We start from the raw sequence: 21,133 nt of genomic DNA, 5'->3' as shown, positions 1-21,133 counted from the left end.
AGCTCAGGCTGCGCGCTTGAGTGGCTCATGAGGCGTCCGGCTTGACGGGATGCCCGTTGAGTCCCGCGGTGATCGAGGCGTGCCCGATGTGGTTGACCACGGGCAGCACGGGAAACAGCCGCTGGAACAGGTCCACGCCCACGCTGTCGCCCTCACGCACCAGCTGGACGGCCAGCCTGAGCCTGTCCAGCTCCGCCTGCTGGGCGTCGTTCTCGATCTGGCGGGCGCGCACCGCCTGCTGCTGCAGGCCCGAGGAGTACTCGTCCAGGCCGTTGCCCCTGCCGAGGAAGGTGTCGACGACGATGCCGTCCGTACGCATGACGTGGGAGTCGGCGGAGACGATCACTCCGGGAACGGTGATCGCGTGTGCGTCCGCCCCCGGGCGGTAGGTCGAGGTGATCGCGGGGTTGACCCGCAGATAGGGGCTGGTGTCCTCGGCCCCGACCTCTTCCACGAAATCGCTGATCGGCGTGCCCGTGTGGTCGGCGATGCTGCGCAGCTCCGCGATGATGCCCGCCATCACCTCCTCCCTGCGCTCCTCGACGATGTAGAGCCCGAGGAGCTTGCCGAGCTGCGGCAGCGGCACCTCGTTGCGTGACTCGGTGAAGCCGTTGAAGAAGGCCAACCTGACGTCCACGAGGTGGAGCAGCGTGACGAACTCCTGGTTCATCTGCCTGAAGACGAAGTTCAGCGTCCTGCTGACGTTCACGTTCTCCAGCGCGCGGGTGATCGCGTGCTCCTCGCTCTCCTCCTGCTTCATGTCGAGGGTGGTGTCGACCGTCACGTCGCGCCTGGACGAGGCGCGCGAGGCGTTGTGCGCCACCGCCGTGGAGACGTTCTTGGCCAGCTCCTCGCGGGTGGCGTTCGACGACCCCTTCACCCCTCCGCTGACGGACGCGTTCGCCTTGCCCCAGCCCCATGTGGCACTGACCTCGGCTCGCGCCTCCGCGTGGTATTCGAACGCCCTGCCGGTGTTGTCCTGGGTCGCGTGCTCGGCCTGCACGCTCTGCTCGAAGTCGCTCTCCACCTCGTCGCTGGTGGAGTCGAGGATGGAGGAGGCCTGGCTGATCGACTTCTCCGTGCGCTTGTAGCTGCGCACCTGGATCTCCGTGCGCTCTCCAGGGAGTAGCGAGAAAGTCTTGATCGTACGGCCGGCGCCGTACCTGGCGGGGAAGGACGAGAGCCGGTAGTACTCCACCAGCATGAGCGCGGGGGCTCCCCCGCGCGGCGCGGGGATGAAGCGGTGGGTGTAGCGGCCACTCGCGTCCCGGTAGACGGCCAGCCTGTTACCGGCCATGAGCTGGACGACCACGGTCTTCTCGTCGAGCTTGTCCAGCTCCTCGATGATGAGCGCCCTGCTGGTGGCGTCGTCGCCGCCTTGGATGTTGGGGAAGACCGCGGGGTCGAAGTAGGCGGTCTGCTGGGCAAGCCGGAACTTGTCGGCGATCTCCTGGACGGTCAGCTCGCTGGCCCGCCTGCCGGGGCTGGCCTCGCCGACGAGTTCGTCGCCCGGCAGCTCGAAGCTGCTCGGGTCGAGCGCCACGGGCTGCTCGGACCAGACGAAGTGGATGCGCTGCCGGTTCAGCGCCGAGGCGAGGCTGCCGGGGAGCGTCAGCGGGATGGCGACGTCGGGCAGCCCGCTGTCCTGATAGTTGAGCCTGGCGGTGAGGGTGCTGCCGGGGATCGGGCCGAAGGCGCACGGGGTGGAGTCGGTGACCTCGCCGACCGAGCGCATGCCCCACACCACGGCGCCCGCCTCGTTGACCAGCCAGCAGTAGTACTCCCTCTGCGCCTCGGCCGGCACGGTCATGGAGAACCCGAACGTGCCCGTCGGGAGCGTGTCATCGGGCGTGATCGAGTGCCCGATGTACATGGACGCGACCCGGACCTCGCCGTCCGGGGCAGGGTTCGCGGTGGTGGCGTCCTGCCTGAGCGGGCCGGTGACCGTGGCCGACGAGCAGGTGAAGTGGACCTTCCGCTGGTTCAGCATCACGGAGGGCCCCTCGGGGAAGACCAGCGGGATCACGATGTCCGGCTGGTTGCCGCCCTGGTGGTTCACCTTCGCGGTCAGCGTGGTCCCCGCGAACAGATCGAAGGTGAGCGGGGAGGAGTCGGTCGTGCCTCCGATCGCGCTCACACTCCAGACCTGCGCCCCCGACTCGTTGAACAGGTTGCAGGTGAAGAGCCTGGAGTCGCCGACGGGCGGGGTCAGCGAGACGCGGAAGGCGCCCTGGGCCAGCGCGGCGTCGGCGGAGATCGCGTGGCTGACGTAGAGGGGCGGCGTGCGGGCCGAGCTCGGCTTCACGAAGTAGTCCGAGGGGATGTCGAGCTCGATGATCTGGCGCCCGCGGTAGCTGGTCGGCTCGGGGATGTCGTAGCTGAGCACCACAGGCGAGCCGTTCGGGTCGAGCTCGGCCAGCGGCCTGCCGTGGCCGTTCTGCGCCGATACGGCTCCCGCCGCCTGCCAGTTGAACTGCACCCTGCGCCGGTCCAGTGCGGCCGCGTCCTCGATGAGGACCATCGTCGTCACGCTCCCGTCGGGGGCGTCGAGCCTGGCGCTCAGCCTGCCCTCGCCGAGGACGCTCAGCGGGTAGGGCTCGGACTGGCCCGCGCCGCCGTCGAGGTCCGCGACCCGCGTGCCGGCCGCGTCACAGAGCGAGATGTGGAACGGTCGCCGGCCGCTCGGGCTCGCCGAGATCCGGAACGTTCCAGGCTGGAGGGTGAGGTCGGAAAGGATCGTGTAGTCGAGGTGCGAGAAGACGTCAGGCACGGCGGTGCTCCTCACCTGGAGGGGTGGCTTGTCGGTGCGCTGATCTCGTCAGCCTCGATGTCACCAGGGGGCCGGCCGACGCAGCCGCGACGCTATACGCACAGATATGACCCGTCAACGGAGAGTGTCGGATATACGAAGTAAGCGAGAAAAGTGAGGCTTGCCACCCTCACGACGCGCGGATCACACCAATCGCTCAGCTCTCAGCGAAACCGCGAAAACCGCGAAATGGTCTTGTAAGCGACATGAAAGCGGTCTGCAAGTGGTGTCAGGTAACGTTTCCCACGCGGGTTCAGGCCGTGACCAAAAAAGAAGCCCCGGCTCTTGCGAACCGGGGCTCTGCTTCGTCAATGTGGGTCCACCGATTTACTTCGGTGACCGGAGTGGGCGAGGAGGGATTTGAACCCTCACGTCCTTTCGGACACACGGACCTGAACCGTGCGCGTCTGCCGTTCCGCCACCCGCCCTTTTGGGTGCGGAGAAACAGTAGCACGGATCAGACGCTGGTACCGAACCCGGATACGATCGCATCAAGACGCGGAAAGAAGAGCTGGGTGCAAGAGAGCGACTCAGGAGCCACGGGCACCCCAGCGACCGCGACGATATGCACGGAGGAAGGGAGGTACCCGGTGGGAGTCCTTCAGCGCTTCGAGCGAAGGCTCGAAGGCTTGGTTGAGGGGGCCTTTGCGCGGGCGTTCAAATCTGACCTTCAGCCGGTCGAGGTCGCCAGCGCCGTACAGCGGGAGATGGACGAGCGGGCCGCCATCGTGGCTCAGGGCCGCACGCTCGTGCCCAACGACTTCGTGGTGGAGCTGTCGACGACCGACGCCGAGAGGCTCGAGGTCTACGCCGACAGCATCAGCCACGAGCTGGCCAACCTTGCCAGGGAGTACGCCAAGGAACAGGGCTACTCCTTCGTGGGACCGGTCCGGGTTCGTTTCGAAACGGCCAACGACCTGGCGGTCGGGCTGTTCCGTATCCGCTCGGGTGTCATCAGAGGGGCGACGGTCGAGCAGGACGAGATCCGCCAGCCCAAGAGCGACCTGCCGGCCTCGAGGCCGGGGGCGTTCGGGGGAAGGCCGAGGCTGCTCGTCTCGACGCAGGACGATCCGCAGGGTGACCGCTCCTACGAGCTGACCACTCCGGTGACCTTGCTTGGGAGGGGCACCGACTGCGATCTTCGTCTTGTCGATCCGGGCGTCTCCAGGCACCACGCGGAGCTGCGCGTCGAGGGTCCACAGGTCGTTCTCGTCGACCTCGGGTCCACGAACGGCACTTTCGTCAACGGCCAGCCGGTACGCAGGATCGAGCTCCAGAACGGCACTCGTGTCACCCTGGGGCGCACGACTCTGGTGTTCCGGCGCGATTAGGGGTAGACAAACGGTCCATGTCCGAGCTCACGCTGCTGCTGATCCGGCTCGCCTTCCTGGCGGTGCTGTGGTTCTTTGTCATTGCCGCAGTCGGGGTGATCCGGACAGACCTGTTCGGTTCACGCACCGCTCCAGCGGCTCCACGGGCGAAGGCGGCGAGTCCCAAACCTGCTGCCAAGCCCAAGAGCAAGAAGGGGGAGCCGCGGCAGCTGATCGTCACGGGCGGCCCCCTGCAGGGCACCACCATCAATCTCACGGAGACGCCCATCACCATCGGCAGGGCCAATGACGCCACGCTGGTCGTGACCGACGACTACGCTTCCAGCCGGCATGCCCGACTCTTCCCTCAGGACGGTCAGTGGATCGTGGAAGATCTTGGCTCAACCAACGGCACGTACCTCGACCGCTCGAAAGTCACCCGCCCGACCCCGGTGCCGCTCGGTGTTCCGATCCGTGTCGGCAAGACAGTCATTGAATTGCGCAAATGACCATCGCACTCCGCTACGCCGCCCGCTCGGACGTCGGCCTCCTTCGCGAAGGGAACGAGGACTCGGCGTACGCTAGCGGCCGCCTGCTCGCCGTCGCCGACGGCATGGGCGGGCACGCACACGGCGAGGTGGCGAGCTCCGTCGCCATCGCCGCAATGGCCTCTCTGGAAGAGAGCCAACCGGGGGGTGACCTGCTCAACGCCATCGAGGCAGCGGTACGCGACGCCAATCGCAAGCTCCACGAGATGGTCGGGCGGGATCCCAGCCTCAAGGGCATGGGCACCACTCTCACCGCGATGCTCTGGAACGGCACCCAGGTCGCGCTCGTGCACGTCGGCGACTCGCGCGCCTACCTGCTCAGACGCGGGGAGCTCTACCAGATCACCCACGACCACACGCTCGTCCAGCAGTTGGTGGACGACGGGCGGATCACCCCCGAGGAAGCGGCGACGCATCCGCAGCGGTCGATCCTCCTGCGAGCGCTCGACGGGAGCGGCGAGGTCGATCCCGACCTCACGCTGCGCGAGGCCCAGCTCGGCGACCGATACCTGCTCTGCTCCGACGGGCTGTCGGGGGTGGTGAGCGCCGAGACGTTGCACGCGACGCTCACCAACATCGACGACCCCGAGGAAGTCGTTCGCCAGCTCATCGACCTGGCGAACAGGGGCGGCGGCCCCGACAACATCACGTGCGTGCTCGCCGACGTGGTGGACCTCGGCGAGGGCCCTCCGGTGCCCACCGAGGCGGCGGTCGTCGGCGCGGCCGGCATGGGCCGCCTGCGATCGAGCTCGCCGGGTGAGCCGGCGGGGCGAGTGAGCGCGGTGACCGCACCCCAGCCGGTGATCACCGACGACGATGACGACGACTTCCAGGGCGCCGAGGCGTCCGGGCGTCGCGACAGGCGTCGTCGTGTGTGGCCCGTGCTGGTCTCCGTGCTTGGCGTGGCCGCTGTGGCCGCCGGTGCAGGCGGCTACTTCGGCTGGCAATGGGTTCAGGACCAGTACTTCGTCGGAGCCAGGGACGGCGAAGTGGTCGTTTTTCGCGGAGTGCAGCAGGAGGTGGGCCCCATACAGTTCTTCGAGGTGGTCAAGTCCACGGGCCGCAAGCTCTCCGACCTGCCCTCCACCGATCAGGCGCTGGTGAGGGACGGCATCGAGGTCGACAGCGAAGACGACGGTGTCACCAAGATCAACAGCCTGAAGTTCAACGCCACCGAGCAGCAGAAGGCCACCGAGCCGAAAGCGTCGGCCACCCCGTCATCCTCCCCGACCAAGACGAGGTCCCAGTAGGTGAGCGAAGTGGTCGCGACCCCCGTCCCCATGCCCGCGAAACGGCGTGCCGCTCAGCTGTTCATGCTGGCCGGCGCCGTGGCGATCGTCATGGGGGCCTACGCCAACGTCGGCCTGGCCGTCGACGGCGCCATCCCCGCAGGCATGCTGACCTACGGCCTGAGCCTCGGCGGCATCATGCTGGCCGCCTACCTCGTGCTCGCCAAGTTCGCCCCATGGGCGGACCCGCTGATCCTCCCGCTCGTCACGCTGGTCAACGGCCTCGGTCTGGTGATGATCTACCGGCTGGAGCTGGCCAAGCAGGAGGGGGCGTCCGCCACCAACCAGATCATCATGACCGGCGTCGGCGTGGTGCTCTTCACCGTGACGCTGATCGTGCTGCGCGACCACCGCGCCCTGCAGCGCCTCACCTACACCGCGGGCCTCGTGGGTCTGGTCCTACTGATCTCTCCGCTCACCCCGGGGCTCGGCAAGACCATCAACGGTGCCCGCATCTGGATCGGCGTCGGCGGGTTCAGCATCCAGCCCGCCGAGTTCGCCAAGCTGGCCCTGGTGATCTTCTTCGCCGGCTACCTGGTGGCCAAGCGCGACGTGCTGGCGCTGGCAGGGCGGCGGCTGCTGTTCATCGACCTGCCGCGCGCCCGCGACCTCGGCCCCATCCTCATCACCTGGGCCGTCGCGATCGGCGTGCTGGTGATGCAGCGTGACCTGGGCTCCTCCCTGCTGCTGTTCGGCGGCTTCGTCGTGATGCTCTACATCGCCACGCAGCGCACCTCGTGGGTGCTGATCGGCGTGCTGCTGTTCGTCGGCGGCGCCTACATCGCGGGCCAGCTCTTCAGCCATGTGGGCGACCGGTTCGACGTGTGGCTGGACCCCGCCAACCCCGTCTACTACGAGCGCCCATTCGGCGGCAGCTACCAGCTCATGCAAGGGCTGTTCGGGCTGAGCGCGGGGGGCATCCTCGGCACCGGGCTCGGCCAGGGCCATCCCAAGGAGATCCCGCTGGCCTTCTCCGACTTCATCTTCACCGCCGTGGGCGAGGAACTCGGCCTCACCGGCCTGATGGCGCTGCTGCTCATCTACGCGCTCATCGTGGAGCGCGGCCTGCGCACCTCGATCGCGGCCCGCGACCCGTTCTCCAAGCTGCTGGCGGGCGGCCTGTCGTTCATCCTCGCCTGGCAGATCTTCATCATCGTCGGCGGCGTCACCGGTCTCATCCCGCTGACGGGTCTCGTCACGCCGTTCATGTCGCAAGGCGGTTCGGCGCTGCTGGCTAACTGGATCCTTATCGCCCTTCTGGTACGCATGTCTGATGCCGCCCGACGCCCCCCGCCCCAGGCGATCCAGGACGAAGGACTGACGCAGGTGTTCCAGCGATGAACGGGCCTCTCAAGCGCGCGGCCGCAGCATGTCTCGTGATGTTCGGGCTGCTCATGCTGAACGTGAACTACGTGCAGGCGCTCAAGGCCGAGAAGCTGAGCTCCGACTCCAGGAACAAGCGCAACTTCTTCGACCGCTACGAGGTGCAGCGCGGCCGCATCACGGCCGGCGGCACGATCCTCGCGCAGTCGGTCGAGCAGAAGAAGGGCGACTACCGCTTCATCCGCGACTATCCGGACGGCAAGGTCTTCGCGCACGTCACCGGTTTCTTCTCCCCGGAGAGCGAGTCGGCGATCGAGCGCGCCGCCAACGGCTACCTCGACGCCAGCCACCCCGACCTCCTGCTGCGCAAGAGCATCGACCTGTTCACCGGCGAGCCCACGCGCGGCGCCAACGTCGAGGTCACGATCAACCCGAAGGCGCAGAAGGCGGCCCACGAGGCGCTGTCGGCCAGCGGCAAGAGGGGCGCGGTCGTCGCGCTGAACCCGAAGACCGGCGCGATCCTGACCATGGTGTCGCTGCCCACCTACGACCCGAACGTGCTCTCGGGCACGGACCGGAAAAAGGTCTTCCCCGCCTACAACAAGCTCGACGAGGACAGGGCCAACGGCCCGCTGGTCAACAGGGCCATCAACAGGACCTACCCGCCCGGCTCCACGTACAAGGTGGTGACGGCGGCGGCGTACCTGGAGGACGACTCCAGCCGCGACGGTCAGACCATCGTGCCCGCGCCCCAGGTGCTCGACCTGCCCAACACCACCGCCGACCTGCCCAACTCGGGCGGCGCGGCCTGCGGTGGCGGCCAGGTGCCGCTGGTCTACGCGCTGGAGCGCTCGTGCAACACGCCGTTCGGCAAGATCGGCATGGATCTCGGCTACGACCGGATGGCCGAGCAGGCCAAGAAGTTCGGCGTCGGCGAGCCGCTCACCATCCCGATGGGCGTGTCCGCCAGCGACGTCGGCCCGAAGGAGGACGACGCCGCGCTCGCCCAGGCCTCCATCGGCCAGCGCAGCAACCAGATGACGCCGCTGCAGATGGCCATGATCGCCGCGGGCATCGCCAACGACGGCAAGGTCATGAAGCCCTACCTGGTGCAGAGGATCACCGACGCCAAGAACGACACCGTCGACGAGGCCAAGCCCGAGGAGCTGTCCGAGGCCATCAGCTCCGACACGGCGGCCAAACTCAGGCAGATGATGGTCAGCGTCGTCAACAACGGCACCGCCAACCTCGCCCAGATCCCCAACGTCGAGGTCGGCGGCAAGACCGGCACCGCGCAGACCGTCCAGGGCAAGGCGCCGCACGCCTGGTTCATCTCCTTCGCGCCCGCCCAGGATCCGCAGGTCGCGGTGGCGGTCATCGTGGAGTCGGGCAGCGCCGGCACCGAGGCCTCCGGCGGCCACACCGCGGCGCCGATCGCCAAGGCCGTGATGGAGGCGGTGCTCGCGAAGTGACCTCCCCCAGCCGCAGGCTCGGCGAGCGCTACCTCCTGGTGTCGCGCATCGCCGTCGGCGGCATGGGCGAGGTCTGGCGCGGCAAGGACGAGCTGCTCGGCCGCGAGGTCGCCGTCAAGATCATGAGGGGCGGGGTGGCGGCCGACCCGTCTTTCCTGGCCCGCTTCCGCAACGAGGCGAGGATCACCGCCGGGCTGGCCGACCCCGGCATCGCCCAGGTCTTCGACTACGGCGAGCAGAGCGATCTCGCCTACCTCGTGATGGAGCTGGTGCCCGGCGAGCCGCTGTCGGCCATTCTGGCGCGCAACGGCGCGCTCGGGCCCGAGGTGGCGCTCGACGTGATCCACCAGACCGCCAAGGCGCTGCAGGCGGCGCACACGGCGGGCATCATCCACCGCGACATCAAGCCGGGCAACCTGCTCGTCACCCGCGAGGGCACGATCAAGGTCACCGACTTCGGCATCGCCCGCGCGATGGAGGCCGCGCCCGTCACCCAGACGGGCACCGTGCTCGGCACCGCCCAGTACGTCAGCCCCGAGCAGGCGCAGGGCCTGCCGTTGACGCCCTCGACCGACCTCTACTCCCTCGGCGTGGTGGCCTACGAGTGCCTGGCTGGCAGCACGCCCTTCCAGGCCGACAGCCAGGTGGCGATCGCGCTCCAGCACCTCAGCGCGACTCCGCCGCCGCTGGCCCCCTCGATCCCCGTACCGGTGCGCGGGCTGGTGATGGCACTGCTGTCGAAGGAACCGTCGATGCGTCCCGCGAGCGCGCGGGAGCTGGCCGACAGGGCCTCCGTGCTGCGCCAGTCGCTGCTGAGCGCCGACGACTACGGCACCGAGCTGCGCATGCTGACCGATCCCGCGGGGTTCCGCGTCAATCCGCAGCTCGGCGAGGGGCACCGCACGGACCCGGGCTACGGCGCGCCCGTCACGACCCCCGACTCCGCCCGGCCGTACGGCGGCACGCCCACTCCCGTGCCCCCTGGCATGGGCGGGCCGTACGGTGGCGACGAGGCGATGACGCGGGTCTCCGAGCCCGCGCGGCGGCGCAGGCGGCGCACCACGGTGCTGGTCGCGACGGCCGGATGCGCGGCCGCCGTCGGGCTTGGGACATTTGCTATTGCCAATTACGGCCTTAGCGAAACCCCCAACGTGACGGAACCCACACAAACCATCGAAACCTCGCCACAGGTGAAGCCCAGCAGGACCAAGACACCGCCACGCCGCCCCGCCACGGTTCCGCCAAGGACCGCTCGGCCGGTACCCTCACGGTCAGCTACGGTAAGTACGTCGGCCACTCCCACACAGCGGCCGACGACGAAAACGCCAAAGCCGACCCCGACCCCGACCCCGACGCCCACCCCAACGCCAACCCCCACCCCGACGCCAACAGTGACACCTACTGGCTCTCCCGACCCCGGCGAAACCATCCCGCCGAACGAGGAGACGTGATGCGTCGCGGGGTCGATGATGGACACTGGCGGCCCGCGAGCCGGCCGGTACCCAAGATGAACGGTAAGGGACAGTGCAGGAAATGACTCAGCCTCGGCTACTCGGAGGTCGCTACGAGCTCGACGGTGTCGTCGGGCGTGGCGGCATGGCCGAGGTGTATCGCGCACGAGACATCCGACTGGACCGCATCGTCGCGATCAAGACGCTTCGGGCCGACCTCGCGCGTGACCACACCTTCCAGGCCCGTTTTCGGCGCGAGGCCCAGTCCGCGGCGTCGCTGAACCACCCGGCCGTCGTCGCGGTCTACGACACCGGCGAGGACGTCACCGACGGCGCGCCCGTGCCGTACATCGTGATGGAGTACGTCGACGGTCGCACGCTGCGCGACCTGCTGCGGGCCGACAGGCGGCTGCTGCCCGAGCGCGCGGTCGAGCTGGTCGACGGCATCCTGCGGGCGCTGGACTACAGCCACCGCGGCGGCATCGTGCACCGCGACATCAAGCCGGCCAACGTGATGATCACCCGCAACGGTGACGTCAAGGTCATGGACTTCGGCATCGCCCGCGCGATGGCCGACTCGGCCGCCACGATGACGCAGACCGCGCAGGTGATAGGGACCGCGCAGTACCTCTCGCCCGAGCAGGCGAGGGGCGAGCGGGTCGACGCCCGCAGCGACATCTACTCCACCGGCTGCGTGCTGTACGAGCTGCTGACGGGTCAGCCGCCGTTCACCGGCGACTCCCCTGTCGCGATCGCCTACCAGCACGTGCGCGAGGAGCCCATCCCGCCGTCGCAGATCGACCCCGAGATCCCCCAGTGGGCCGACGCGATCGTGCTCAAGGCGATGGCCAAGGACCCCGCCCATCGCTACCAGGGCGCGGGCGAGATGCGGGCCGACATCCAGCGCGCGATGACCGGCATGCCGGTCGAGGCGCAGACGATGACCATGGCCGGCAACTACGGCGCCGGCACCCGGACGATGGCCGCCACCCAGGGCGCGGGCCCGGCCACGCAGCGCACCGGGGCGATCCCGCCCTACGAGTACGGCGACGGCGGCGAGCCCACCCGCGGCGGCAGGCGACGCGCGGGCGGTGGCGGCGGCAACACCGCGCTGAAGACCGCGGCCTGGATCCTGATCCCGTTGCTGATCGTCGGCGCGTTCGTCTTCGTCGGCTACAAGTTCCTGGCCTCAGGAGGCAACACCGCGGCGGCGCAGATCACCGTGCCGCCCCTGGCCACGCAGTCCCGAGAGGACGCCGAGGCCGCGCTCGCCCAGCTCAAGCTGAAGTCCACGGTGAAAGAGGTGGCCGACCCCGAAGTCAAGAAGGGCGTGGTCATCAGCTCCGAACCGGGCGTCGGCGCCAAGGTGGACGTGGGCGCCACCATCACGCTCAACGTGTCCACAGGCCCGGTGAAGGTCAAGGTGCCCGACGGCCTGATCGGCGCCTCGCCGGAAGAGGCGAGGGCCAAGCTGACGGAGGCGGGGCTGGAGGGCGTGATCACGCCGACGGTCTCCTCCAGGGAGCAGGACAAGGTCTTCGACACCAAGCCCAAGGCCGGGACGGAGGTCCCGGAGGGCTACTCGGTCAAGCTGTACGTGCCCAAGGCGCAGGTGCCGGTGCCCGGCGTGGTCGGCAAGACGCAGGAGGACGCCGAGCAGGAGCTGAAGGCCGAGGGCTTCCGGGTGAAGGTGGTGTCCCAGCCGAGCGACCAGCCTGCCGGCACGGTCATCACGCAGAGCCCTGAGGCGAACAGCCCCCAGAACCAGAAGACGACAGTCACGATCGTGGTCTCGACGGGGCCCGAGCAGCAGCCGACCGAGCAGCCGTCGTTCCCGCCGAGCGATCAGCCGACGGACATCCCGACCGACCCGTCGACCGAGGACCCGGGCGACACGGGCGAGCCGCCAGACCTCGGCCCATGACCCAGAACGGCCCCCTCCCCGAACTCCCGGGCGAGGGGGCCGTCCCTTTTCCAGCACTTCTCGGTTACGCGGGGGCAGACCGAACGCCGGGGACGCTCACCACGGGAAGACATGGAAACGTCCCCGCCGCTCGGGGGCAGACCGAACGCCGGGGACGCTCACCACGGGAAGACATGGAAACGTCCCCGCCGCTCGGGGGCAACGGCGGGGACGTTCATTCGTAAGTCGTTCGGCGGCGGCGTGGTGTTACACGATCGACGACAGCCAGTTGGCCAGCAGCCGGTGCCCGTGCTCCGACAGCACCGATTCGGGGTGGAACTGCACCCCCTCGATGGGCGCGGTGCGGTGTCTGAGCCCCATGATGGTCCCGTCGTCGGTCCGCGCGCTCACCTCCAGCACGTCGGGCACCGTCTCCGGCCGTACGGCGAGCGAGTGGTAGCGCGTCATCGTCACGGGCGAGGGCAGTGACGCGAACACCCCTCTGCCGTCGTGCGTGATGGCGCTCGTGCGTCCGTGCATGAGTTCGGGCGCCCTGGACACGACCGCGCCGAACGCCACCCCGATCGCCTGGTGGCCGAGGCACACGCCGAGCAGCGGCTTGTCCGTGGCGGCGGCGTGCAGGACCAGTGGGACGCTCACCCCCGCGGCCTCGGGCGTCCCTGGCCCGGGGCTGACCAGGACGCCGGCGAAGCCGTCGGCGTCCTCCACGCGCACCACGTCGCGCGGCCGCACCTCGCAGGCGGCGCCCAGAGAGCGCAGGTACTGCACGATGGTGTGGACGAAGCTGTCGTGGTTGTCGACCACCAGGATCATTTGCGGACGGTCACCTCATCCAGCGTCACTGCGGGCTCGAGAAGGGGAAAGACGACATACCAGAGTACGGCTCCCGCCAAGGCGATCAGGACGAGGGCGGTCACGAGGCGCCTCCCGAGGCCGCCGGGCAGGTGCCGCCAGATCCAGCCGTACATGTCAGACCTTTCTCGGCTCGGTGGACTTGAGCACGCCGTACACGATGAGCCGCTGGGCGGCGGAGTACTCGGGGTGGCAGGTCGTCAGTGTGATCATCGCCCTGATGGCGCTGATGTCGGGTTTTCCCGGCACGGGGGCGAGGATGTCGACCTCGTCGGGCTCCACGACGTCCTGCGAGATGACCCGGTAGGTGTAGCGGGCCTCGCGGGCGTCCACGATGATCTCGTCGTCGCGCCGCAGCTCGTCGATGCGGTTGAACGGCGCCGCGTAGGTGGTGCGGTGGCCCGACAGGACGAAGTTGCCGACCTTGCCCGGCATCGCGGAGCCGGGGTAGTGGCCGGGCCCCTTCTTGAGGTGTTCGGCGTCGACGCCCTCGACCACGGCGTACCGGTACTCGTCGCCGAGCCTGGGGATGCGCAGCATGGCCACGGCGTTCCCGAGGGCGATCCTGTCGAGCCGGGCGGCGGCGTCGCCCTGTTCCTCCGCGAGCTGCCGCTGGAGCAGCAGCTGCTGGCGCTGGGTGTAGGCGCCGGTGCCCCACAGCAGGTAGGCGCAGAAGAGCAGCATGGCCAGGCCCGCCGTGATGCTCAGCTCTCCGATGGTCCGCAGCAGTGCCTTCACGTTGACGAGGGTATGCAGACGCGCGGCGGATGCCAGGGATCGCCATGTTCCGCGCGTGGCGACTATCCTGGGCAGACCAGAGAGCCTGGGGACTATCCGGATGGCCCCCGGCCGCCAGCAGGAGTTATCCCGTGCCCAAGCCGAAGACTCGCAAGAAGGCGGTCTACACGCCGCCCCAGAAGTCGCAAGAGGTCAAGATCAGCCCGCGATGGCTGGCGCCGACCATGGTCGTGTCGTGGATCATCGGGATCCTGTGGATCGCGATCTACTACGTGGCTCCCCAAGCGCCCCTGATCGGGTCGCTCTCCAACTGGAACCTGCTGGTCGGGTTCGTTTTCATTATCTTCGGTGTGGTGCTTTCCACCCGCTGGCGTTAGTACTTTCCACAGGTTTTCCACAGCCTGGGGAAAGTCAGGAGAGCAGTGAGGTCGCTCGCACGATCGTCAGGACGGCGAGGATCGCGAAACCCCCCAGGAGCGCCAACGCCTGATACAGGGCGCGGTTGTTCCTGGGGGCGTAGACGAGTGCGCCCGCCAGCACCGCGCCGGTGAGCAGGCCGCCCACGTGGGCGGTCCAGCTGATGCCGAGCCCCGTGACCGCTGGCACCACGAAGGTGATCACCAGGTTGAGGATGATGACGGTCGCGATCCCGCGCACGTCGAGCTTGAGCTTGCGGCCCACGATGAAGATCGCCGCGAACAGGCCGAAGACCGCGCCGGAAGCGCCCACGGTCGCCACCCTGAAGTCGTCGAACCAGAAGCTCATGACCGAGCCGCCCAGCGCGCTGAGCAGATAGAGCGCGGCGAACCTGATGTGCCCGAACGCGCGCTCCAGGTAGGGCGCGATCGCATAGATCGCCCATGCGTTGAACAGCACGTGGAAGATCAGGCCTGTGGAGTGCACGAAGGCACTGGTGATCATCCGGTAGTACTCACCCTCGGCGGCCACGTAGACCGTGTTCATCGCGAGGGCGGCGCCGAGCCTGTCGTCGGTGAGGAGCTGGCCGACGAACGCCAGGGCGATGAGGCCGAGGATCGTGTAGGTGACGTACGGCGTGGCGACGACCGAGCCGCCGAAGACCGACCGCGCCTGCCGTACGGTCCTGTTGCCCTCTGCCACGCACTCGGGGCACTGGAAGCCGACCGCGGCGTCCCGCATGCAGTCGGGGCAGATGGGCCGTTCGCAGCGCTGACAGCGCACCCACGTCTCCCGCCCAGGATGGCGGTAGCACGTGGGCACGGTCTCCTGGGGGCTGGGCGGCTGGCTGGTCATGAAGGGCCTTTCTCGTCCACTGACCGCCAGCCTACTCATCGGGAACGCGCGCGCTGGACCGTCGGGGACGGCAACCTCACGTTCCTTGTGAGCTGAGTACCCCAGCCCGCGCGTCAGCCCTCGACGCGCTCGATCGTGACCGACTCAAGGACGACGTCGTCGGCGGGACGGTCGCGACGGTCGGTCTGCGTCTTGGCGATCGCGTCGACGATGTCCTGCCCCTCGATGACCTCGCCGAAGATGGAGTGCTTGCGGTTGAGGTGTGGGGTCGGCACCACGGTGATGAAGAACTGCGAGCCGTTGGTGCCCTTGCCGAAGCGGACACCGGCGTTGGCCATGGCCAGCAGGTACGGCTTGTTGAAGACGAGCTCCGGGTGGATCTCGTCGTCGAACTCGTAGCCGGGGCCTCCGATGCCCTGGCCGAGCGGGTCACCGCCCTGGATCATGAATCCGTCGATGACGCGGTGGAAGATCGTGCCGTCGTAGTAACGGCCCGTGCTCTTCTCGCCGGTGCCGGGGTGCGTCCACTCCTTGGTGCCCTCGGCGAGCTCCACGAAGTTGCGAACCGTCTTCGGCGCCTTGTTCGGGAAGAGTTCGATCTTGATAAGACCGCGGTTGGTCTGCAGGTTTGCGATCAGCTTCTCAGCCACGAGACAGCTGCCCCCCTCTATGCACAGGGTTTGTTCTGTGATGGTTTGGACGTCACGGCCGGTGGGGCCGTCCAAGCATCCTCCCACGGCTCGTCATGATTGAGCCGCCTTGTACCGGGAAGGTCACGCTGCGGGGCCCCAACGACTGGGGAGGTTGTCGTGTCCCTGACACTCAGAAAGCGCCACGTCGTAGTCGAGATTCCCGCGACGTGGATGGGCCGAATGAAGGTCCAGGCTATGCGAGCCGGTGATCGGCTCGTCCCGATGGCGGACCAGGCCAAGGTGGTCGCCGCTAATCGGATCGAAAATGCGCGTTACTGGGCTGCACCCAAGCTAGAGGATGCCGCCCATCGGGTCGAGGATCAACTCGCCCCGAGGGTCAGTTCGATGCTGAGCCAGGCGGCCAGCAGGATCGACCCGACGCCGGCGAGGTCTCGCCGGTGGCCGGTCATGGTCCTGCTGACCGGGATGGCGCTGGGCGCGGCGGGCTACGCGTTCTACCGTCGCAACGCTCAGCAGTGGACGGACCACATGAAGGACTCCGCCACTGACGCCTCTCGCTGGGTCAGTGAACGTGCGGACCGGACGGCCGACAGCGTGTCGTCCAACGCGGACAAGGCGGCCGACAAGGTCGACGAGGCCACGCGAAAGATGTCCTGACGGGTGTGACGCGGCCGTGCCACACGCACGGCCGCGTTGACCTATAACCAAGCGCTTGCTACAACGAAGCGCATGAGCCTGTCACCGCTGGACGACTTTCCCATTCACCAGGCCCCTCAGGTCATGCGCCACGTCGCGACCTCCGATCGCAATTTCTACGATCGCTATTACTTCAACTGCCATCCGGGCTCCGACGAGCTCATGCTCATCGTCGGCCTCGGGCAGTACCCCAACCTCGGCGTCACCGACGCCTTCGCCTGTGCCCGCCGTACGAACCTGCACCGGGTGGTCAGGGCCTCCCGCGAGCTCGGCCCCGACCGCATGGACACCACGGTCGGCCCGTTCAGGATCGAGGTCATCGAAGGACTCAAACGGCTCAGGGTGATCCTGGAGCCGAACGAGCATGGCCTGGCCTTCGACCTCACGTGGACGGGCACGATCCCGGCCACGCTCGAACCGCGCCACTTCGTGCGCTGGCAGGAGCGGGTCGTCTTCGATTCGGTACGGCTGGCACAGACCGGCCGCTGGTCGGGCACCATCATGGTCGGCGACGACGAGATCCCCGTCGACGGATGGCAGGGCACCAGAGACCGTTCGTGGGGCATCAGGCCCGTGGGCGAGCCCGAGCCGCCCGGCATCCAGGTCAAGAACCCAGGCACCTTCTACTGGCTCTACGCCCCCATGCAGTTCGACGACCACGCGATCCTCTGCATCATCCAGGAGGACGACAAGGGCCGCAGGGTGCTGGAGGAAGCCGTGAGAGTGTGGTCGGACGGCCGCGAGGAGGAGTATCTCGGCCGACCCGGCTACCACCCCGTCTACGCCCCCGGCACCCGCGACGTGGTGGAGGCGACGATCACCTTCGACAAGATCGAGGTGCGGTGCACGCCGATCCTGCCGGTCCACCTCATGGTCGGCACGGGGTACGGCCTGGAGCCCGACTGGAAGCACGGCATGTACCAGGGGAGCGAGCCCGTGGTACAGGGGGTGACCTACACGCTGCCCGAGGACGCCGGCCGCATGTGGGGCATGGTGGACGCGGTCGGGCGCTTCGAGTACGACGGGCAGGTCGGCCACGGGCTCTTCGAGTACTGGGCGCTGGGCCCGCACCCGTCCTTCACCTGAGCCCAGCCGTACCGGACCCCCATGACCGGTGCGGCGGGACCGGGCTCACCTGGTCACTTGGCGGTGCAGGTGATGGTGATGGCCTTGGTGACGTCGCCGTCGGGGGCGGTGGTGGCGATCGAGACGTCGCCGTCCTTGATCTCCGTGGCCTTGATCACGCGGCCCTTGACCTCGCCGGCCTCGACCCCGGGGGCGGGGGTCGCGGGAACGGCCTCGGTGGCCTCGACGGACTTGCCCCAGCGCTCGATCGCCACGGCGCCTTCGGGCACGCTCTCGTCGTCCGCGGGCTGCGCCTCCACCTGGATCCTGGCGGCGTGCTCGGTGCCCGGCGCGCCCGGGGCGTCGGCGAGGAGGGAGGCCTCGCCCCCCTTGCCCGGCTCCAGCCTGACCGCGCGAACCGCCTCGGTGAACTCGAAGGTCTTGCCGTCGCTCGTCACGCAGGTGCCCTTGGCGGGCGGCTCGTCCGAGGAGGCGTTGGCCGATCCGGCGAGGCCTCCGGTCAACAGCACGGCACCCACGGCAACGATTGCGGCGATACGTCGCTTGAACACTTCCATCTCCTTCGGTTGAACGGAACGACCGCAGCTTCGTCCACCGAACCTGAAGGCACACTGAAGGCAGCCGAAATGATCTTCAGGTTGGCTTTAGGTCGCGTCAGGCACTCTGAACACCGTGCGAGTACTACTGGTCGAGGACGAGAAGAGACTGGCCGACCTGGTCAAGGGCGGCCTGGCCGGTGAGGGCTTCGCGGTCGACGTCGCCTACGACGGCCGCGACGGCCTGTGGATGGCCTCGGAGAACGACTACGACGCGATCGTCCTGGACGTCATGCTGCCCAGGCTGAACGGGTACGCGCTCTGCGCGAAACTCCGTGAGGCGGGCAACTGGACGCCGATCATGATGCTCACCGCGAAGGACGGCGTCTACGACGAGGCCGAGGCGCTCGACACCGGCGCGGACGACTACCTCGCCAAGCCGTTCTCCTACGTCGTCCTGGTGGCCAGGCTGCGCGCCCTGGTCAGACGCGGCGGCAAGGAGCGGCCGGTGTCGATCACGGTGGGAGACCTGATCGTCGACCCCGCGGGCATGCGCTGCCGCAGGGCAGGCGTCGAGATCGCGCTCACCCCCAAGGAGTTCGCCGTGCTGCACGGCCTGGCGCGCAGGGCGGGCGAGGTGGTCTCCAAGAGCGACCTGCTCGCCCAGGCATGGGACTTCAGCTACGAAGGCGACCCCAACATCGTCGAGGTCTACGTCAGCGCGCTGCGCCGCAAGATCGGCCCAGGCGTGATCGAGACCGTCAGGGGCGCGGGCTACCGGTTGGAGGCGGCGTGAACCTCTCGTCCGTACGGCTGCGCGCCACGATCGCGGCGACCGTCGTCGTCGCCGTCGCGCTCGGCATCGCCACGGCCGTCCTGGTCGCCTCGCTGAAGGGCAGCCTGGAGGCCAGCGCCAACGCGGAAGCGGCCAGGAAGGCCATCTCCGTCGTGCCGCTGGCCGTCGAGGCGAAGCCGGCCGAGCGGCTCCAGTACACCGCCGACCCCGACGTGCAGATCAGCACCACCATGGCGGAGACCGTCCCGTGGGAGACGACGAGAGATGACTTCGCCGTCGCCACCATGGCCGTGGCCACCGAAGCCGGCCCCGTGACCATCCGGGGCCGTGCCTCGCTGGCCGGCGCGGAGCAGGCGCTGCAGACCCTGAACGGACTGCTGCTGCCCGGCGTGCCGCTCCTGCTGTTGGTGGTGGCGGGAATGACGTGGTTCTCCGTCGGCAGAGCACTGGCGCCCGTGGCGGCGATCAGGGCGAAGGTCGCCGACATCACCGCCCGCGACCTGCACCAGCGGGTGCCGGTCCCCGAGTCCGGCGATGAGATCGCCGGGCTCGCCACCACCGTGAACGGCACGCTCGACCGGCTGGAGACGGCGGTCGAGCGGCACAAGCAGTTCGTCGCCGACGCCGCGCACGAGCTGCGCAGCCCGATCGCGACGCTCCGCGCGCGGCTGGAGCTGGCCGAGCCCACCGACCTGTCGACCGAGGCGCTGGCCGACGTCGACCGGCTCCAGCGGCTGTCCGGCGACCTCCTGCTGCTTGCCAGGCTGGACGCGGGCGAGCCGCTCAAGGCGGCAGAGATCGACCTCGGCCAGGTCGTCGCCGAGGAGAGCGTCCGCCCCGGAACCGCCGTCACCCTGGACATCAGCCCCGACGTGGTCATCAACGGCTCCCGCGGGCACCTCTCCCGGCTGGTCACCAACCTCGTGGACAACGCCGTACGGCACGCGGCGACGGCCGTGGAGGTCCGAGTGCACGAGAAGGACGGCGAGGCGGTCCTCGAGGTGCTCGACGACGGCCCCGGGATCCCGCCCGAGCACAGGGAGGCGGTGTTCGACCGCTTCACCAGGCTGGACGAGGCCAGGGCAAGGGACGGCGGCGGGGTCGGGCTCGGCCTGCCGATCGCCAGGGACATCGCGACGCTGCACGGCGGGACGCTTGCCGTACGAGACGGGGGGTTCGTCGCGAGATTCCCGATGAACCGGATGAGCCTGGCGTACGTGAAACCTCTGTGAGGAGGCACGAATGATCACACGTCGGGCACTGATCATCAGAGGCGGAGCGGCGGGCACGGGGGCGCTGTTCCTGTGGACGACACCGGCCGAGGCGGCGGCGGGTCCCGTCCTGAGCAAGACCAGGAGCATCCCGGTCGGCGGCGGGAGGATCCTCAAGGGCAAGTACGTGGTGACGCAACCGTCCAAGGGCAAGTTCAGAGCCTTCAGCGCCATCTGCACCCACCGGGGTTGCGCGGTGGCCAACGTCAGCGGCGGGACGATCAACTGTCCCTGCCACGGCAGCAAGTTCAGCATCTCGACGGGCGCGGTGGTCCGCGGGCCCGCCAAGCGCCCGCTCGCACGCAAGACGATCAAGGTGTCCAAGGGTGTGATCAGCCTGGTCTGACCCCCTGGGTCGTGGGGCGGGCCAGGGGCCCGCCCCGCGACCTTCAGGAGAGTTTCGCCGTCATCTGACGGAAGGCCTCCCTCGTGGCCTCGTCGAAGCCGATGAAGAACCTGTTGGCCAGCGGTACGGCCCAGCGCAACCGGTCGGCGACGTTGAAGACGCGGTGGACGACCAGCGAACCCCTGGGATGGGGCGCCACGGACCACTCGCCTCTGTACCACCAGCCGCCCTGGTGGGCCAGTTCGCCGCCGAGCGCCTTCCTGAGCTCGCGCTCGACGTGTGCGACCGGCGCCTCGACCACGCCCGACTCCTCGGTGATGAGCTTCTTCACGGCTTGGTCACCCTCGTGTTCTGGAAGAACGCGAAACGCCAGCCTTCGCCGGTCTCGACGGCGGTGAAGGAGACGACCGAGGCGCGCCCGTTGGATCCGCCCTGGACGATCGCCTGCCGTACGGTGGGGGCCAGTTCCTTGACCTGGGGCTCCCCCACGCCCATGTCGATCTTGATGGGGAGTTCGAACAGCTTCCTGTGCGTCGCCTCGATGGCTTCCCTGCCGCGGAGGTGGAGGCCGAAATAGGTGATGTAGTCGGCGTCCTCGGTGAACAGGTCGGCGTAGGCGGCGGCGTCACCCGCGTTCCACGCTTCGGCCAGCCGCTGGAGCAGGTGGTTCATGGGGTCTCCATCTCTGGCGCCTATCCTGGAGACTGCGAATCCTGGACAGGGCAGGCGCCGTGTTCGGGTTTGTCGGCCGTCGAGGTGTT

General features: G+C 68.5%; 22 protein-coding genes and 1 tRNA gene. 13 read left to right on the top strand and 10 right to left on the bottom strand.

Features of this window, described 5'->3' with window-relative positions:
- Positions 1-25 precede the first annotated feature (25 nt).
- Both AB0B45_RS43940 and AB0B45_RS43935 read right to left on the bottom strand, forming a co-directional pair.
- Entirely contained in the window at positions 26-2,770 is a 2,745-nt protein-coding gene (locus AB0B45_RS43940; RefSeq protein WP_358143742.1) for a hypothetical protein, read from the bottom strand.
- Between the two features lie 384 nt (positions 2,771-3,154).
- Positions 3,155-3,237, bottom strand: a tRNA-Leu gene (locus AB0B45_RS43935).
- Positions 3,238-3,399: 162 nt separating this feature from the next.
- On the opposite strand from AB0B45_RS43935, the gene AB0B45_RS43930 reads away from it, so the two are divergent.
- From AB0B45_RS43930 to pknB, 7 genes are all read left to right on the top strand, one after another.
- Positions 3,400-4,140 carry a DUF3662 and FHA domain-containing protein gene (locus AB0B45_RS43930; RefSeq protein ID WP_358143740.1) on the top strand — a complete coding sequence of 247 codons (741 nt, stop codon included), beginning with the start codon at positions 3,400-3,402 and terminating at the stop codon, positions 4,138-4,140.
- Positions 4,141-4,157: 17 nt separating this feature from the next.
- On the top strand, positions 4,158-4,628 hold the full coding sequence (locus AB0B45_RS43925) for an FHA domain-containing protein (RefSeq protein ID WP_358143738.1): 471 nt from the start codon (positions 4,158-4,160) through the stop codon (positions 4,626-4,628).
- Positions 4,625-5,917, top strand: coding sequence for a Stp1/IreP family PP2C-type Ser/Thr phosphatase (locus AB0B45_RS43920; RefSeq protein ID WP_358143736.1), 1,293 nt, complete (start codon positions 4,625-4,627; stop codon positions 5,915-5,917). Before AB0B45_RS43925 ends, AB0B45_RS43920 begins: the two co-directional genes overlap by 4 nt.
- Positions 5,918-5,947: 30 nt before the next feature.
- Complete coding sequence (locus AB0B45_RS43915) at positions 5,948-7,297, top strand: FtsW/RodA/SpoVE family cell cycle protein (protein ID WP_358143810.1); 1,350 nt, start codon at positions 5,948-5,950, stop codon at positions 7,295-7,297.
- Positions 7,298-7,335: 38 nt separating this feature from the next.
- Positions 7,336-8,751, top strand: a complete 1,416-nt coding sequence (locus tag AB0B45_RS43910) for a penicillin-binding transpeptidase domain-containing protein (RefSeq protein ID WP_358143734.1) — start codon at positions 7,336-7,338, stop codon at positions 8,749-8,751.
- Positions 8,748-10,202 carry a protein kinase gene (locus tag AB0B45_RS43905; RefSeq protein ID WP_358143732.1) on the top strand — a complete coding sequence of 485 codons (1,455 nt, stop codon included), beginning with the start codon at positions 8,748-8,750 and terminating at the stop codon, positions 10,200-10,202. Before AB0B45_RS43910 ends, AB0B45_RS43905 begins: the two co-directional genes overlap by 4 nt.
- Before the next feature lie 82 nt (positions 10,203-10,284).
- Positions 10,285-12,126 (top strand): Stk1 family PASTA domain-containing Ser/Thr kinase, encoded by a 1,842-nt coding sequence (pknB, locus tag AB0B45_RS43900; RefSeq protein WP_358143730.1) that lies wholly within the window; start codon positions 10,285-10,287, stop codon positions 12,124-12,126.
- Between the two features lie 246 nt (positions 12,127-12,372).
- Here pknB and AB0B45_RS43895 read toward each other — a convergent pair whose 3' ends face one another.
- The 3 genes from AB0B45_RS43895 to AB0B45_RS43885 are packed head-to-tail and all read right to left on the bottom strand — an operon-like array spanning position 12,373 to position 13,716.
- On the bottom strand, positions 12,373-12,939 hold the full coding sequence (locus AB0B45_RS43895; protein WP_358143728.1) for a gamma-glutamyl-gamma-aminobutyrate hydrolase family protein: 567 nt from the start codon (positions 12,937-12,939) through the stop codon (positions 12,373-12,375).
- Positions 12,936-13,094 carry a hypothetical protein gene (locus AB0B45_RS43890; protein WP_358143726.1) on the bottom strand — a complete coding sequence of 53 codons (159 nt, stop codon included), beginning with the start codon at positions 13,092-13,094 and terminating at the stop codon, positions 12,936-12,938. Before AB0B45_RS43890 ends, AB0B45_RS43895 begins: the two co-directional genes overlap by 4 nt.
- Position 13,095: 1 nt before the next feature.
- Positions 13,096-13,716 (bottom strand): class E sortase, encoded by a 621-nt coding sequence (locus tag AB0B45_RS43885; RefSeq protein WP_358143724.1) that lies wholly within the window; start codon positions 13,714-13,716, stop codon positions 13,096-13,098.
- A 131-nt stretch (positions 13,717-13,847) separates the two neighbouring features.
- Here AB0B45_RS43885 and AB0B45_RS43880 point away from each other — a divergent pair, with 131 nt between their 5' ends.
- Entirely contained in the window at positions 13,848-14,093 is a 246-nt protein-coding gene (locus tag AB0B45_RS43880; protein WP_358143722.1) for a cell division protein CrgA, read from the top strand.
- A 34-nt stretch (positions 14,094-14,127) separates the two neighbouring features.
- On the opposite strand, the gene AB0B45_RS43875 is transcribed toward AB0B45_RS43880, so the two are convergent.
- Entirely contained in the window at positions 14,128-14,988 is an 861-nt protein-coding gene (locus AB0B45_RS43875; RefSeq protein ID WP_358143720.1) for a rhomboid family intramembrane serine protease, read from the bottom strand.
- 113 nt (positions 14,989-15,101) lie between these two features.
- Complete coding sequence (locus AB0B45_RS43870) at positions 15,102-15,638, bottom strand: peptidylprolyl isomerase (RefSeq protein WP_358143718.1); 537 nt, start codon at positions 15,636-15,638, stop codon at positions 15,102-15,104.
- A 159-nt stretch (positions 15,639-15,797) separates the two neighbouring features.
- Between AB0B45_RS43870 and AB0B45_RS43865 the strand changes: the two genes are divergently transcribed.
- Both AB0B45_RS43865 and AB0B45_RS43860 read left to right on the top strand, forming a co-directional pair.
- Positions 15,798-16,298, top strand: coding sequence for a hypothetical protein (locus AB0B45_RS43865; RefSeq protein WP_358143716.1), 501 nt, complete (start codon positions 15,798-15,800; stop codon positions 16,296-16,298).
- 72 nt (positions 16,299-16,370) lie between these two features.
- Positions 16,371-17,423 carry a hypothetical protein gene (locus AB0B45_RS43860; RefSeq protein ID WP_358143714.1) on the top strand — a complete coding sequence of 351 codons (1,053 nt, stop codon included), beginning with the start codon at positions 16,371-16,373 and terminating at the stop codon, positions 17,421-17,423.
- A gap of 53 nt (positions 17,424-17,476) precedes the next feature.
- Here the strand turns inward: AB0B45_RS43860 and AB0B45_RS43855 are convergent, their stop codons facing one another.
- The gene (locus AB0B45_RS43855) at positions 17,477-17,974 is read right to left on the bottom strand and encodes a hypothetical protein (protein ID WP_358143712.1); all 498 of its coding nucleotides are present in this window, start codon (positions 17,972-17,974) and stop codon (positions 17,477-17,479) included.
- Positions 17,975-18,095: 121 nt separating this feature from the next.
- On the opposite strand from AB0B45_RS43855, the gene AB0B45_RS43850 reads away from it, so the two are divergent.
- Genes AB0B45_RS43850 through AB0B45_RS43840 form a run of 3 tightly spaced genes read left to right on the top strand, consistent with a single transcriptional unit; the run spans position 18,096 to position 20,372 of the window.
- Complete coding sequence (locus tag AB0B45_RS43850; RefSeq protein ID WP_358143710.1) at positions 18,096-18,755, top strand: response regulator transcription factor; 660 nt, start codon at positions 18,096-18,098, stop codon at positions 18,753-18,755.
- Complete coding sequence (locus AB0B45_RS43845) at positions 18,752-19,987, top strand: ATP-binding protein (RefSeq protein WP_358143708.1); 1,236 nt, start codon at positions 18,752-18,754, stop codon at positions 19,985-19,987. Before AB0B45_RS43850 ends, AB0B45_RS43845 begins: the two co-directional genes overlap by 4 nt.
- A gap of 10 nt (positions 19,988-19,997) precedes the next feature.
- Positions 19,998-20,372 carry a Rieske (2Fe-2S) protein gene (locus AB0B45_RS43840; RefSeq protein WP_358143706.1) on the top strand — a complete coding sequence of 125 codons (375 nt, stop codon included), beginning with the start codon at positions 19,998-20,000 and terminating at the stop codon, positions 20,370-20,372.
- 43 nt (positions 20,373-20,415) lie between these two features.
- On the opposite strand, the gene AB0B45_RS43835 is transcribed toward AB0B45_RS43840, so the two are convergent.
- The gene (locus AB0B45_RS43835) at positions 20,416-20,703 is read right to left on the bottom strand and encodes a hypothetical protein (protein WP_358143704.1); all 288 of its coding nucleotides are present in this window, start codon (positions 20,701-20,703) and stop codon (positions 20,416-20,418) included.
- Positions 20,700-21,044: an SgcJ/EcaC family oxidoreductase gene (locus AB0B45_RS43830; protein ID WP_358143702.1), complete on the bottom strand. Its 345-nt coding sequence runs from the start codon at positions 21,042-21,044 to the stop codon at positions 20,700-20,702. The genes AB0B45_RS43835 and AB0B45_RS43830 overlap by 4 nt, the downstream gene beginning before the upstream one ends.
- Positions 21,045-21,133: the final 89 nt, after the last annotated feature.

This window comes from Nonomuraea sp. NPDC049152 (genome assembly GCF_040648355.1).
Taxonomy (GTDB): domain Bacteria; phylum Actinomycetota; class Actinomycetes; order Streptosporangiales; family Streptosporangiaceae; genus Nonomuraea.
The sequence above is the reverse complement of the archived record's forward strand: the minus strand, read 5'-3'. Positions and strand labels throughout refer to the sequence as shown.

Bases quoted from the DNA above. Each gene is read 5' to 3' on its own strand.
- AB0B45_RS43925 (WP_358143738.1), top strand. From the start codon at position 4,158: ATGTCCGAGCTCACGCTGCTGCTGATCCGGCTCGCCTTCCTGGCGGTG.
- AB0B45_RS43920 (WP_358143736.1), top strand. From the start codon at position 4,625: ATGACCATCGCACTCCGCTACGCCGCCCGCTCGGACGTCGGCCTCCTT.
- AB0B45_RS43890 (WP_358143726.1), bottom strand. From the start codon at position 13,094: ATGTACGGCTGGATCTGGCGGCACCTGCCCGGCGGCCTCGGGAGGCGC.
- AB0B45_RS43875 (WP_358143720.1), bottom strand. From the start codon at position 14,988: ATGACCAGCCAGCCGCCCAGCCCCCAGGAGACCGTGCCCACGTGCTAC.
- AB0B45_RS43915 (WP_358143810.1), top strand. From the start codon at position 5,948: ATGCCCGCGAAACGGCGTGCCGCTCAGCTGTTCATGCTGGCCGGCGCC.
- AB0B45_RS43840 (WP_358143706.1), top strand. From the start codon at position 19,998: ATGATCACACGTCGGGCACTGATCATCAGAGGCGGAGCGGCGGGCACG.
- AB0B45_RS43830 (WP_358143702.1), bottom strand. From the start codon at position 21,044: ATGAACCACCTGCTCCAGCGGCTGGCCGAAGCGTGGAACGCGGGTGAC.
- AB0B45_RS43895 (WP_358143728.1), bottom strand. From the start codon at position 12,939: ATGATCCTGGTGGTCGACAACCACGACAGCTTCGTCCACACCATCGTG.
- AB0B45_RS43910 (WP_358143734.1), top strand. From the start codon at position 7,336: ATGTTCGGGCTGCTCATGCTGAACGTGAACTACGTGCAGGCGCTCAAG.
- AB0B45_RS43860 (WP_358143714.1), top strand. From the start codon at position 16,371: ATGAGCCTGTCACCGCTGGACGACTTTCCCATTCACCAGGCCCCTCAG.
- pknB (WP_358143730.1), top strand. From the start codon at position 10,285: ATGACTCAGCCTCGGCTACTCGGAGGTCGCTACGAGCTCGACGGTGTC.